The organism is Paenibacillus dokdonensis, assembly GCF_004916975.1.
Lineage (GTDB): Bacteria > Bacillota > Bacilli > Paenibacillales > Paenibacillaceae > Paenibacillus_AQ > Paenibacillus_AQ dokdonensis.
The window spans coordinates 491,048-504,041 of the sequence record NZ_STGQ01000002.1 but is presented as its reverse complement, the minus strand read 5'-3'; the positions used below and the strand labels follow the sequence as shown (position 1 = coordinate 504,041).

At 44.2% G+C, this 12,994-nt stretch carries 12 protein-coding genes; 8 read left to right on the top strand and 4 right to left on the bottom strand.

All coding sequences use genetic code 11. The annotated features are described in order from the left end of the window. Nucleotides 1–44 precede the first annotated feature (44 nt). Entirely contained in the window at nucleotides 45–1,490 is a 1,446-nt protein-coding gene (locus E6W40_RS20270; RefSeq protein WP_136607432.1) for a DHA2 family efflux MFS transporter permease subunit, read from the bottom strand. A gap of 167 nt (nucleotides 1,491–1,657) precedes the next feature. Here E6W40_RS20270 and E6W40_RS20265 point away from each other — a divergent pair, with 167 nt between their 5' ends. Then, complete coding sequence (locus E6W40_RS20265; RefSeq protein ID WP_136607431.1) at nucleotides 1,658–2,212, top strand: TetR/AcrR family transcriptional regulator; 555 nt, start codon at nucleotides 1,658–1,660, stop codon at nucleotides 2,210–2,212. 46 nt (nucleotides 2,213–2,258) lie between these two features. On the opposite strand, the gene nspC is transcribed toward E6W40_RS20265, so the two are convergent. Continuing rightward, nucleotides 2,259–3,386: a carboxynorspermidine decarboxylase gene (gene nspC, locus E6W40_RS20260; protein ID WP_136607430.1), complete on the bottom strand. Its 1,128-nt coding sequence runs from the start codon at nucleotides 3,384–3,386 to the stop codon at nucleotides 2,259–2,261. A 1-nt stretch (nucleotide 3,387) separates the two neighbouring features. Further along, nucleotides 3,388–4,626: a saccharopine dehydrogenase family protein gene (locus E6W40_RS20255; protein WP_136607429.1), complete on the bottom strand. Its 1,239-nt coding sequence runs from the start codon at nucleotides 4,624–4,626 to the stop codon at nucleotides 3,388–3,390. 676 nt (nucleotides 4,627–5,302) lie between these two features. Here E6W40_RS20255 and E6W40_RS20250 point away from each other — a divergent pair. The 4 genes from E6W40_RS20250 (at nucleotide 5,303) to E6W40_RS20235 (ending at nucleotide 7,521) form a co-directional block, all read left to right on the top strand. Beyond that, nucleotides 5,303–6,007: a DNA alkylation repair protein gene (locus E6W40_RS20250; protein ID WP_136607428.1), complete on the top strand. Its 705-nt coding sequence runs from the start codon at nucleotides 5,303–5,305 to the stop codon at nucleotides 6,005–6,007. Between the two features lie 127 nt (nucleotides 6,008–6,134). Further along, the gene (locus E6W40_RS20245; protein ID WP_136607427.1) at nucleotides 6,135–6,611 is read left to right on the top strand and encodes a MerR family transcriptional regulator; all 477 of its coding nucleotides are present in this window, start codon (nucleotides 6,135–6,137) and stop codon (nucleotides 6,609–6,611) included. Between the two features lie 26 nt (nucleotides 6,612–6,637). After that, complete coding sequence (locus E6W40_RS20240) at nucleotides 6,638–7,081, top strand: SRPBCC family protein (RefSeq protein WP_136607426.1); 444 nt, start codon at nucleotides 6,638–6,640, stop codon at nucleotides 7,079–7,081. Next, complete coding sequence (locus E6W40_RS20235; RefSeq protein ID WP_136607425.1) at nucleotides 7,078–7,521, top strand: SRPBCC family protein; 444 nt, start codon at nucleotides 7,078–7,080, stop codon at nucleotides 7,519–7,521. Before E6W40_RS20240 ends, E6W40_RS20235 begins: the two co-directional genes overlap by 4 nt. 153 nt (nucleotides 7,522–7,674) lie before the next feature. Here E6W40_RS20235 and E6W40_RS20230 read toward each other — a convergent pair whose 3' ends face one another. Further along, a complete protein-coding gene (locus E6W40_RS20230; protein ID WP_136607424.1) occupies nucleotides 7,675–8,865 on the bottom strand; it encodes a coenzyme F420-0:L-glutamate ligase in 1,191 nt (396 codons plus the stop codon). A gap of 125 nt (nucleotides 8,866–8,990) precedes the next feature. Here E6W40_RS20230 and E6W40_RS20225 point away from each other — a divergent pair, with 125 nt between their 5' ends. The 3 genes from E6W40_RS20225 (at nucleotide 8,991) to E6W40_RS20215 (ending at nucleotide 12,668) form a co-directional block, all read left to right on the top strand. Further along, nucleotides 8,991–9,884, top strand: a complete 894-nt coding sequence (locus E6W40_RS20225) for a LysR family transcriptional regulator (RefSeq protein ID WP_136607423.1) — start codon at nucleotides 8,991–8,993, stop codon at nucleotides 9,882–9,884. 157 nt (nucleotides 9,885–10,041) lie between these two features. Next, a complete protein-coding gene (locus E6W40_RS20220; protein ID WP_136607422.1) occupies nucleotides 10,042–11,223 on the top strand; it encodes a multidrug effflux MFS transporter in 1,182 nt (393 codons plus the stop codon). A 443-nt stretch (nucleotides 11,224–11,666) separates the two neighbouring features. Continuing rightward, entirely contained in the window at nucleotides 11,667–12,668 is a 1,002-nt protein-coding gene (locus E6W40_RS20215; RefSeq protein ID WP_246073119.1) for a sensor domain-containing diguanylate cyclase, read from the top strand. The last annotated feature ends 326 nt before the right edge of the window (nucleotides 12,669–12,994 follow it).

The window sequence follows — 12,994 nt, the reverse complement described above, 5'->3', positions numbered from 1 at the left end:
AATACATCGAAAAAAGGCCACTCCTGAAAAGGAGTGGCTTTTTTTCATGCTTTCTTTTCAACCGCGGCCTTACGTTTCGTGGGCATAAATAAGGTGATAACAAATGCGACAACCGATAGAATCATCATAAAGTAGTAGGCGTCGCTTGCCCCTAAAATGGACGTAAGGGATTTAAGAAGCTCATTAGTCGTAGAAGGATTGTTCTGCATCAATGTCGCTGCATGGCTTGTTGCCTGTACGGTATAAATCGTAATTACGACAGCAGTACCAATGGCTCCGGCAATTTGGCGAACGGTATTATTCACTGCCGTACCATGCGTACCGAGCTGTTTGGGCAGCGCATTGAGTCCGGCCGTATTGAGCGGCATGGTGATGAAGCTTAAGCCAATGCGCAGGCAAATCGTACGGATCATCAAATACATATACGTGGTCGATGCAGATAAATCGGTTACCGCCCACATGGACGGAATAATAAATAATAAACCAATGATGAACAGCGGCTTCGCACCGAAACGGTCGTATAACTTACCGGTAACAGGTGACATGAACGCATTGACAAGCGCACCCGGCAATAAGAGCAGTCCTGCATCAAACGCTGTAAAACCACGGCCATTCTGCAGATAAATAGGCAGCAAGATCATATCTGCGTACATCATCATCGTGACTAGTACGTTAATAATCGACGTTAACGTGAAGACTTTATTTTTGAAGACAGACAGGTTGAGCAGTGGATCATCGGACTTGACTTGGCGAATACAGAATATGGCTGTCACAACGATCCCGATTCCTAAGGATAGGATGACTATAACATCATCCCAGCCTTTACTGCCTGCACTACTGAATCCATATAAAATCAAGCCAAATCCGACGGTCGATAACAGAACGCTTACGACATCCAGTTTCGACTTCGACGTTTCGGATACATTGACCAAATACTTGAAGGCAAGCAGGATGACAATGATGACAAGCGGGATGAGACCGATAAATAACCAGCGCCATGAGTGGTATTCGACAATAAATCCCGAGAGCGTCGGTCCAATGGCCGGAGCGAAAATCATGGCCAGCCCAAGCAGTCCCATCGCGCTGCCGCGTTTTTCAACGGGGAAGATGGCAAGCACAACACTCATCATGAGCGGCATGACGATTCCTGCACCGGCAGCTTGGATCATCCGTCCGATTAAGAGCACCATAAAGCTTGGCGCCGCTGCACAAATGATCGAACCGATGAGTAAAAATGCCATGGCACTTATAAATAACTGCCGCGTTGTAAAGCGTTTCATTAGATAGGCCGTAATCGGGATCAATATCCCGTTGACCAGCATGAAGCCCGTTGAAATCCATTGGACAGTTGCTGCCGTGACATCGAATACATCCATCAGATTACTCAAGGCGACGTTTAATAGCGTCTGGTTGAGTGTGGATAAGAAACAACCGAAGATTAAAATGGTGAGTAAGATTCCTTTATTGATTTTCTTTATGTCTTCCTGCATTATTGCTTTCCTCTCCTCATTGCTTTTTCGACAGAGTGTCAATAAAATATATCTTATCAGTATTGAAGAAGATTTCCCATTTGCAATTCTGCTGAAAATGTCGACTAATCGACAAAAGACATAAATTGGTCGATGAAGTGACAAATAAGCGATAATCGAGGGATGAAATGCCTGAACATAAAAGAGTCGATCCACGAGCCATTCGTTCAAAAAAGATGCTGAAACATGCTGTATTTTCATTGCTGGCCGACAATGTGGAAATTTCTCAATTGACCGTCCAAAAAATTGCCAACCGTGCAGAACTAAACCGTGCAACGTTTTATTTGCATTATGAGGATATTAACGATTTGTTGCGCCAGATCGTGCATGAGATCTTTGATGACCTGTCCATGAAAGTCGAACCGCTATTACAAGTGAAGAGCAGAAACGAACAGGAGCAGCTGGTTACATTTTTAAATTATTTTTATGAGTACCGAAAGGTTTTCGCTGTATTGGTTGAGCATCCAGGCTTCAAAAAACACTTGTCCAACCTGTTGAAAAAAACGATCGAAAAACGCAGAGACGCAAGAAACATAAATTCCACAAAGGGGGTTGCCTCCGTTGATATTGTTGCATCGTCACTTCTGGGGGTTATCCTGTGGTGGATTAAGGAGGGCACGGAACATAGCGCAGAATATATAGCGGATCAAATTACTTTGATGTATAAAAGAAAATATTTGTAACAAAAAGCCTTAACCCTTTTTACAGGGTTAAGGCTTTAATGATTCATTAAGCGAGTCTCATCTTAAAATCCTGATAGCCGAACTCGCGCACGACGCGGCAGTTGCCGTCTTTGTCCTGCACAGCGATGGCCGGTAGCGGCATGCCGTTGAAGGTGTTGGTTTTGACCATGGAGTAGATCGCCATGTCTTCGAACACCAATCTGTCGCCGTTCTTCAGAGGCTGGTCAAAGGAGTAGTCTCCGATGACGTCGCCCGTCAGGCAGGTCGGACCGCCAAGCCGATAAGTGAACGCCTTCTCACCGGCTTCGCCCGAACCGACAAGCGGCGGACGATACGGCATTTCCAGAACATCCGGCATATGGCAGGTTGCCGACGTGTCCACGATCGCAATCTCGATGCCGTTCTTATGAATATCCAGGACGGAGGTGACCATATAGCCCGCATTGAGCGCGATCGCTTCACCCGGTTCCAGATAGACTTCCAAGCCGTATGTATTCTGCATTCGCTTAATGCAGGCTTCAAGTCTCGGAATATCATAATCGTCTCTCGTGATATGGTGACCGCCGCCGAAATTAATCCATTCCATCTGGGGCAGCCATGGTCCGAACTTGTTCTCGACCGCATTCAACGTGGTCTCCAAATCGTCCGAGTTCTGCTGGCACAGGGTATGGAAATGCAGGCCCGTAACGCCCTCCAGCAGTTCCGGCCGGAAATCCTCCCGTTTCACGCCGAATCTGGAGCCCGGCGAGCAGGGATCATAAATTTCATGTCCCACTTGCGTCGAGCATTCCGGATTGATGCGAAGGCCAACCTTTCTACCCGCAGCAAGAGCTTTCGCTTTATACTTTTCCAGCTGGGAGAAGGAATTGAAGATGATATGGTCGCAAATGGATATAATTTCGTCGATTTCATCCTCGCGATAGGCAGGGGCAAAGACGTGATTTTCCTTGCCCATTTCTTCTTGGCCCAGCCGTGCTTCGAATAGGCCGCTCGCGGTCGTACCGCTTAAGTATTGTCCGATAAGGGGATACATGGCGGTCATCGAAAAAGCCTTTTGCGCAAGCACGATCTTGGCTCCCGTACGCTGCATGACGCCGTTCAATATCTTCAGGTTCTTCTCGATGAGCGCTTCATCGACGACGAAGCAGGGTGTCGGTAACTCCTCGAACCGCATCTTAACGAACGAGCTCCGGCTCTTTCGCTTCTTCAGGCAATGCGTCTACCAGCACTGGATTGAAGTCTTCTACCCAAGGAAGTCCCCATTTGTTCAGTTCTTCCATGAATGGATCCGGATTGAACTCTTCGACATTGTATACGCCCGGTTTACTCCATTTGCCGGTCATAACCAGCGCTGCGCCGATCATGGCAGGAACGCCAGTTGTATAGGAGATGGCTTGGGAGCCCACTTCTTTATAGCACTCTTGATGATCGCAAATATTGTAGACGTAATAAGTCTTGTCTTGACCGTCTTTTTTTCCTTTAAAGATACAGCCGATGTTCGTCTTGCCCACCGTGCGAGGTCCCAGGGAAGCCGGGTCCGGGAGTACGGCCTTCAGGAATTGAAGCGGAATGATTTGTTTGCCTTCGTATTCGATCGGTTCGATGGAAGTCATTCCTACGTTTTCAAGCGCCTTTAAGTGCATGAGATAGCTTTGACCGAAAGTCATGAAGAAACGGATGCGTTTCAATCCAGGCATGTTTTGCGCAAGGGATTCAAGCTCTTCATGGTAGAGCAGGTACATATCCTTTTGGCCCACTTCAGCGAAGTTATACTCACGCTTGATTTCCATCGGCTTCGTTTCGATCCATTGGCCATTTTCCCAGTAGCGTCCGTTCGCGGACACTTCACGGATATTGATTTCCGGGTTGAAGTTGGTTGCGAAAGGATAACCGTGATCCCCACCGTTGCAATCCAGAATGTCGATATATTCAATTTCGTCAAAATAGTGTTTCAGCGCATAAGCGGAGAATACGCCCGTAACGCCTGGGTCGAATCCACTGCCCAACAAAGCTGTGATTCCTGCTTTTTCAAAGCGCTCGCGGTAATCCCATTGCCATTTGTATTCGAATTTCGCCGTATCTTCCGGCTCATAGTTTGCCGTATCCATATAGTGCGTTTTGGTGGCCAGGCAAGCATCCATGATCGTCAAATCCTGGTAAGGCAGAGCCAGGTTCATGACGATATCCGGTTTGACTTCGTTAATCAGAGCGATCAGCTCATCTACGTTGTTCGCATCGACCTGTGCGGTTGTAATTTTGGTTTTGCCGCCGTCCAATTTTGCTTTCAGCTCATCGCATTTGGATTTCGTACGGCTGGCGATGCAGATTTCTTCGAATACCTCGCTGTTTTGAACGCATTTATGAATGGCTACAGATGCTACGCCGCCGGCGCCGATGACTAGTGCTTTTCCCATTTTTCGATCTCCTATTCAAAGTGAATTTTTTAAAATGTAAAAACGGCAACAAAAAAAGCAAGCGAAACACGCATTATGCGCATCACACTTGCTTTGATATAGTCAAATAATAAGATCGTCCCCATAAGCATGACCGGACAAACCTCTTGCGTGCTCGTCAGTCAGCCATAAAACTCAAGCGTTATATGGAAGGCGCTTCATATTCAAATATATCATGTTAGGATCAGAGTCTATATAGCAAATAATTACTTTTACCACTCTTATTGACCGTTTCACAAGTTGTGTGCATATGCACTGGTTGTAAAGTAACCAACTTATAAAATTTGAGCTTTTAACTCAATCAATAAGGCAACGAAAGTTGCCAATCGGCATTTGACCCGGCTGTCCGTATGGCCTTAACTTCAAAGTGGAAGTGGTCAAAGATTATCTGCTTGGAAAGATCCTAAATGTACCTGAATATTCGCTTTCCAAAAATCATGCTTCTTCATAATAGCAGGATAGGTATTATTGAGCAAGAGGAATTTTTAAGTAAATGATAATGGCGGAAATATGCTGGATCACTTTTTCATGCTGTTTTGAATCGGTTCTGATTTCATTGGATGAATGCTGTTTTATGATATATTCAAGTAAAGAAGCCTAATCCCTAAGACAAGCTATTAAAAAGGAAGTGTGAACAATGAATTTAAACATGGTCATGCAAGAGCTTGAGGCTCTCGGCAAGGAACGAACCAAGAAGATGTACCAATCCAACGGCGCGCGCGAACCTCTTTTTGGCGTAGCCACGGGCGGGATGAAGCCCATCTTCAGGAAAATAAAACACAACCAACCCTTGGCTGAGGAGCTTTATGCCACGGGGAATTACGATGCGATGTACTTTGCGGGGGTGATCGCCGATCCGAAGGCAATGTCTGAGGCGGATTTTGAACGGTGGATGGATGGAGCTTATTTTTATATGCTATCGGATTATGTAGTAGCCGTAACTTTGGCGGAAACGGATATTGCGCAGGAGGTTTCCGATAAATGGATTGCAAGCGGTATGGAGCTGAACATGTCGGCGGGCTGGAGCTGTTACTGCTGGCTGCTCGGGAATCGTCCCGATCAAGAATTTTCCGAAGGGAAAATAGCCGGTATGCTGGAGCTTGTGAAAAACACGATTCATGATGCTCCTGAACGCACGAAGTACGCGATGAATAATTTCATATACACCGTGGCAGTGTCCTATCTTCCGCTCCATGATAAGGCGGTCGGGATTGCGAAGGAAGTTGGTCCGGTGGAAGTTGGCAGCGGTGCCAAAAGCAAGTTTTTGAACGCTTCCGTTAACATTCAAAAGGCAGTCGATAAAGGGCAGCTCGGCTTCAAACGGAAATATGTGAGGTGTTAATGTCCGAAATTCATTGGCGCGAAAAAATTCCGTTAGAGCTTCATAATTTCGCTTGCACCTTACGTAACGTCATGTTTTACAATGAAGTTACCGGTACATAGCTAGCGCAAAAGAGTGGAGTTGGTTCATGAATAGACATTGGAAGGTCGGGGATCTGGCCAAGCTGACGGGGCTTACGGTACGAACCCTGCGTTATTACGATCAAATCGGTTTGTTATCTCCTTCCAGCCAGACGGAGTCGGGCCACAGGCTATATAGCGAATCGAATTTGTCACGCCTGCACCAGATTTTATCGCTTAAGGAGCTGGGCTTATCTCTCGAGGAGATTAAGTCGGCCTTGTCGGACGGGCAGATCAGTCCGCTTGAGATCGTGGGCCTGCAGATCAACCAAATCCAAGAGCAGATCAAACTGCAGCAGAAACTATTGGAGCAGCTTAGACATGTCTCCAAGCTGATGCAGGGTCAGGCGGAATTAACGGTTGAAGATTTCACGAGCCTACTGCAAGCGATGAAGATGGAATTCGAGAAGCCCGTCATTGACCGGCAAACGAGTTGGGAGCGACATTTGGACCTGCTGGGAGACTTTCTTGCCGAGGAGAACTAAATTTCCAAACATAAGGAGGAAAATCAATGAACGAACGATTTGTCAAGCATGGAACCTTTGTCGTCGAGAGGACTTATGCCGCTTCACCGGAGCGGGTTTATCACGCATGGGCCGATCCGACAGCCAAAGCCAAGTGGTATTCGAAGCCGGACATCTTCAATTTCCAGGTTGGCGGACGTGAATACAGCAGTGGAGGACCGCCGGAAGGGCCGGTCTTTACCTTCGACGCAGTCTACCAGGAGCTTGTCCCAGAGCAGCGCATTGTCTATACGTATACCCTGGACTCGGACGGTATACGCTTCTCCGTCTCGATTACATCGGTCGAGCTTATCAAGGTGGAGGGTGGCACAAAGCTGATTTACACGGAGCAAGGTGCGTTCTTTGACGGACACGATACGCCGGAAATACGGGAACATGGTACAAACATCATGTTGGATACACTGGGCAAGGTATTAGAAGGGGAGGCATGAACACGACCATAGGTGAAAATGAACTTGTTGCTACGCGAGAGTACGATGTTCCGCGGGAGCTCGTATATCGGGCCTGGACAACCCCCGATTTGTTAGCCAGGTGGTGGGGACCGAAAGGCTTCACCCATACGTTTCACGAATGCGATATAAGGCCGGGAGGCACGTGGAAGTTCACCATGCACGGACCGGATGGCGTGGATTATCCTAACCATAACGTCTTTGTTGAGCTTGTGCAGCAGGAGCGGGTCGTGATTGATCATCTAAACGTTCATGAATTCCGGGTAACGGCTACCTTCGAGGAAATCAAAGGACGCACAAGGGTCACCTTCCGTCAACGTTTCAAGAAAAAAGAGGAGTTTGAACAAGCTAAGGCGATCTGCATCGAAGCTAATGAACAGCAGCTTGACCGGCTTGGCAAGGTGCTGGCGGAATTGGCCTAAGTTATATCGGCTTTTGCCGAAAGAACTGCCACTTACATGATGACTCTAAAACTGTCGCCGTTCACGTTCCCTACCTGGGAATCGGACGGCGATTTTATTGTAGTAAAAAACCACCCCATAATTGGAGTGGTTTCTTCTGTGGATTCGTTGCTGTTAGTTTGTATAGTTATCAAAATATCCTTGAATATAGATAATAGGTGTACCCTTGTCTCCACTTCCAGAAGTTAAATCAGATAGGGAGCCGATAAGATCCGTTAATCTTCTGGGTGTAGTACCTTGTGCTTCCATAGCTCCTACGAGATCCGTCTCTTTATCTCTAATATATTGAGATATAGCTTGCTTGAGTTCCTCACCTTTTAAATCAGCGAAGTTATTATCCGCAAGATACTTTAACTTTACTTCATTTGGTGTACCATCGAGTCCTGAAGTGTAGGCTGGTGATACAACCGGATCAGCAAGCTCCCAAATTTTACCCACAGGGTCTTTGAATGCTCCATCCCCATAAATCATCACTTCAACATGCTTGCCCGTTTTTTCTATGAGCATATGCTGTATTTTATCCACGATAGGTTGGCAATTACGCGGGAAAAGCTTCACGCCATCTTCTGTTGACTTATTTGACCCTAAGAGGCCATAGGTTTCATTATATCCACTACCCTCAATAGGTGCTGCCAAGATGTCATCGAGGCTATATATCTTATCTCCGCCATGGGCTTTTAAAATTTTCTTCGTTCTGAATCTCGTATGAATATCACAAGTTAGCACATTTTTGGTGTACTCCAAGATAGTCTTGGGATTATTCGAGAAAATGACTTCGCATTCCACGCCATATTCTTCGATTAGCGATTTATAGTAATCGATATAATCGATACCGGTAAAGGTATGTTTCTTATATCCAAAATGCTCACGGAATTGCTGCTCTGTTAAAACATCCGTCCAAGGATTCACTCCTTTTTCATCGAGCATGTCGAGATCCACTAAGTGATTTCCTACTTCATCAGAAGGATAGCTAAGCATGAGAACAATTTTTTTAGCCCCTTTTGCAATGCCGCGAAGGCAGACTGCAAAGCGGTTGCGGCTTAAGATCGGAAAAATGACCCCAACCGTTTCTTCTCCAAATTTGGAGCTTACATCTTTCGAGATATGATCGATCTTTGCATAGTTACCTTGAGCGCGAGCAACGATAGATTCCGTTACGGTGATGATATCTTTATCTTGAATGCTGAAGCCTTCCACTTGGGAAGCTCTCAGCACACTATCCACGACGATTTCCTCTATGCTATCCCCTTGATTTATGATTGGGCAACGGAGGCCTCTAACGACTGTTCCTACCACTCTTTCCAAGTATAATCGCTCCTTAGGATTACTAAAGTGAATTGCATGAATTGGCGTTTCTATTTGTAATATACAGCTATTTAATGGTATAAGTGAAATTAATATATTGAATACCTGATATAAGAGGAGCTTATATAGTGAGCAAATTAGATTTATATAAAGTGTTTTGTAGGGTAGCGAAGCGTAAAAGCTTTTCCAAAGCAGCTCTTGATCTTTACATGACGCAACCAGCCGTTAGCCAAGCGGTCATGCAATTAGAAAGGGAGCTAGATACGCGTCTGTTCACACGAACTTCAAAAGGAGTATTTTTAACCAATGAAGGCAGCCTTTTATTTGAATATGCGGATTCGGCGATGAATTTAATTCATGTCGGAGAAGAAAAGATGCTGGAATTAAAAAATTTAACGACAGGTGAGTTGAAAATAGGTGTTGGCGATACGATTTCCAGATACTTTTTACTTCCTTATTTAGAGGCCTTTTACAACAGATATTCCAATATTAAGTTCAAGATTGTGAATGGCACAACACATGAGATTTGCGCCCTGATCAAATCGGGTGGGGTAGATATTGGAATATGCAATTTCCCGCTTGATGATCCTGCATTGGAACTAAGGCCATGCATTGATATTCATGATATTTTTGTTTATGGGGAGAAATTCAAGAGCATATTATCCGAACCTGTTAGCCTGGATACGATAGCAAAACTGCCATTAATCTTTCTTGAATCGAAATCGAATTCCAGAAAGTATGTGGAAGATTATATACTGTCTAAAGGAATACAGATATCGCCAGATTTTGAGTTAGGGTCACATCATTTGCTATTGGAGTTTGCAAAAATAAATTTAGGAGTAGCTTGTGTGACGAAAGAATTCTCTCAAGAGTATTTGGATAAAGGATTATTGCATGAAGTTCAATTAACTCAGGAAATACCTAAGAGAAGTATTGGTGTATGTTTTTTAAAAAGTGTATCTTTATCGCCAGCATCGACAAAATTTGTTGAGATCATAGAAAAAAAGTTATTGGAATAAATAAAGTGGTTAGGTTAGCCCTCCTATATAAAGAATGAAAGGTGATTCTACAAAATGATGATATATAGTCGTCTTGCCATAATTATGCCCCCGTTTCCCTAGCTAAGCTTATATTCTTCTGGTTCTGTGATATAAGCTCATAGGAGGGCGAAAATTAATGAAGAAATATGCAGCGCCATCTTTACTATTAATGATTTGTTTGGTGGCTTTTCCTCAAATTAGCGAGACAATCTACACCCCATCATTACCGGATATTTCTGCAGCGCTTGGTGTCTCAAACCGTTCCGTACAGTTAACGTTAAGCATATATTTTATCGGATTTGCATTAGGCGTTTTCTGCTGGGGTTGGTTTTCTGATTGTATAGGACGAAGGCCTGCCATGCTAGGCGGGCTTATTGTATACGGTATCGGAAGCGTGATGTGTGTTAACTCTGAATCGATTAGTTTACTACTTATCAGCCGTTTCATACAAGCATTTGGAGCAGCAACAGGATCAATCATTACACAAACGATTCTTCGTGAAAGTGTATCAGGAAATAAACGGCATGCTATGTTTGCCCAAATATCCGCTGTAATTTCCTTTACTCCCGCAGTTGGTCCACTTATTGGCGGATGGGTTGACCAAGCGCTAGGCTTTAGAGCTGTTTTCTTTACACTTGTGATCATGAGCATTTTGTTGTTTATGTATGCCTTTTTAAAACTGCCAGAAACAACGGATGTTTCCTCAAGGAAAAGGGTTACTATTCTACCTATTATTAAAAGAATGCTTTTATCACCACGTGTACTGGTGTTTGGGTTACTAATCGGCGGCATAAACGGGATCTTATTCAGCTATTATGCTGAAGCTCCCTTTATGTTCATTGATCACTTCCATATATCGCCGGGAGTCTATGGTTTTCTAGGCATTATTGTGGCCGTGGCATCGATTGTTGGTGCAATGATTTCAAAAAGATTATTGACCGTCTATGTACCAGAAAAGATAATTCATACCGGTTGTCTAGTGATGGCAATGGGAGCATTATTATTAACATTCGCAAGCAGCCTTGTTAATTTGCCAGATCTAATCGTCATCGTTTGTATTTTAATAACCATGTTTATCATGTTAATGGGGGCAGGTATTGCGTTACCTCATTGTCTGAGTCTTGCTCTTGTCAGTTTTCACGATGTTGTGGGAACAGCAGGTGCGATTTTCAGCTTAGGATATTATTTGCTAGTTAGCTTAACGACATGGGGAATGAGCACTCTTCATAATGGCTCCTTGGTGACGATGCCTATATATTTCTTAGTCATAAGTGGCGGAATGTGGTTGCTGGGTAAAAAGTTTATTGTGAAGGAATAACTTATTTGAAGAAGTCATTTGTTTGAAAGTGCTTTTTTATTATGCCTAAAAGGAGAAATGACGCGGGGCTGTTGTCATTGATTTGTCTATACACTGTATAATCCGCCAGAGTGATCTGGCGGATTTATTTTCGCCGGCAAACTCGTTAAGGAGAATCCTATTATAAATAACGGATAAGCTGCCGCTATGGATAAGTCATAAATTTTACAATTTTATCAAGTTTGTCATATGACAGAATTCATGACAATGCTCACTACTAAACCGGATCGGAATTCATTAGAATTTGTATTAGAATGTCTATCGACAAACATTGAGACAGAGTTGAGACTGTGAACATAGCAAAATCCGATATAATCGGAACTGTAAAGGCCGCTGCCTGTATAAGTCATCTTGCAACGCAAGCATTCGTAGCGTAAATGAATATCTTGGAGTGAATGTAACGGATGATATATGCATTAAAAGGGTATTCGGAAATGGACGATCGGCTAAAATACGCTCCCTGTGGATATGTATCCATAACGAATGATGGCATGATTAGGGAAGTGAATCGGACCTTTCTGGATTTAATGGGTTATACACATGTGGATATGGTTCAAACACAGTTTGAGTCGCTCATGTCCGCGGAAAACAAGCTTGTTTTCCAATCTGACTTTTATCCACAAATCCATTTGACGGGTCAAGTAGAGGAGCTGCTTATCAGTTTAATGGACAGTAATGAGCAGCCGATCCCGTTTATTTTGAATGGGCGAAGGTTTAAGAGTGACGGGATGGAAATGATCGATTGCGTGCTTATACATAGGAAAAAAAGCATGGATGATACGGTTGATCTTTTCTCTGCGAAGAAGCATATGGATTACTGGCAGATGGATCAAGCCCTGGTGAAGCTGGAACAAATCCATAAGGAAATTGAACTGAAACAAGCAGAGCTTATGGAGATCAATGCCACGTTGGTAGAACTTTCGATTACGGATAAACTGACAGGACTTCGGAATCGGCGTTATTTTCATGAGAAGCTGGATGAGCAGATGAATCTTTACAATCAAACGCAGCAACCGTTCTCTCTTATTGTCATTGATATTGATTATTTTAAACAGGTGAATGACAATTGGGGCCATCTTACGGGGGATGACGTACTCGAATCTCTGGGGAAAATCCTGTCCTCCCATGCCCGCAACGGGGATGTTGTAGCGCGGCTTGGCGGGGAAGAGTTCGTGCTGATTTTACCCCATGCAGATGGACTCCAGTCCAAGAAAGCTGCGGAACGTTTGCGGCTCGCAATTGCCGATTCGGAATGGAGAGCGGGCAATATTACCGCAAGTATCGGAATAGCCACGGTTACCCCGGATGATACGGATATGACCCTCCTGCAGAAAGCCGATCAGGCGATGTATGCTTCTAAGAGAAACGGAAGAAATCAGGTTACGCATGTCATGGATTTGTGCTGAAAAAGGAGATGCGTGCCTCTTTTCTTCCTTTTCAATGATCAGTACTTTTAAGGATTGGATTCTGAAAATAAACCTCTCGTCAATAAATTCCAGATCGTTACTAGCCATAGGCAGTTCTCCCCTCTCTCTTTATCGGTTCAAATCCCGTCCTTTCCTCTTTTTTTCTTAGTTAATGAGCGTATACAGGTAACCTGCAGGCTGTTTTCTTCTTAAATATCCTCAATATCTGACATGAGGCACTTTCTTTCAGATTACAGGTGAGCTTTTTACTGAAAGGACCTTTCCTATTGACAACCGGAAAGAGAAAAGATAAAGTAATCCTTATA

Excerpts from the sequence above, each read along its gene's own strand:
- E6W40_RS20245 (WP_136607427.1), top strand. The coding sequence starts at position 6,135 with ATGAATAGACATTGGAAGGTCGGGGATCTGGCCAAGCTGACGGGGCTT.
- nspC (WP_136607430.1), bottom strand. The coding sequence starts at position 3,386 with ATGCGGTTCGAGGAGTTACCGACACCCTGCTTCGTCGTCGATGAAGCG.
- E6W40_RS20220 (WP_136607422.1), top strand. The coding sequence starts at position 10,042 with ATGAAGAAATATGCAGCGCCATCTTTACTATTAATGATTTGTTTGGTG.
- E6W40_RS20235 (WP_136607425.1), top strand. The coding sequence starts at position 7,078 with ATGAACACGACCATAGGTGAAAATGAACTTGTTGCTACGCGAGAGTAC.
- E6W40_RS20240 (WP_136607426.1), top strand. The coding sequence starts at position 6,638 with ATGAACGAACGATTTGTCAAGCATGGAACCTTTGTCGTCGAGAGGACT.
- E6W40_RS20215 (WP_246073119.1), top strand. The coding sequence starts at position 11,667 with ATGATATATGCATTAAAAGGGTATTCGGAAATGGACGATCGGCTAAAA.
- E6W40_RS20250 (WP_136607428.1), top strand. The coding sequence starts at position 5,303 with ATGAATTTAAACATGGTCATGCAAGAGCTTGAGGCTCTCGGCAAGGAA.
- E6W40_RS20255 (WP_136607429.1), bottom strand. The coding sequence starts at position 4,626 with ATGGGAAAAGCACTAGTCATCGGCGCCGGCGGCGTAGCATCTGTAGCC.
- E6W40_RS20270 (WP_136607432.1), bottom strand. The coding sequence starts at position 1,490 with ATGCAGGAAGACATAAAGAAAATCAATAAAGGAATCTTACTCACCATT.
- E6W40_RS20265 (WP_136607431.1), top strand. The coding sequence starts at position 1,658 with ATGCCTGAACATAAAAGAGTCGATCCACGAGCCATTCGTTCAAAAAAG.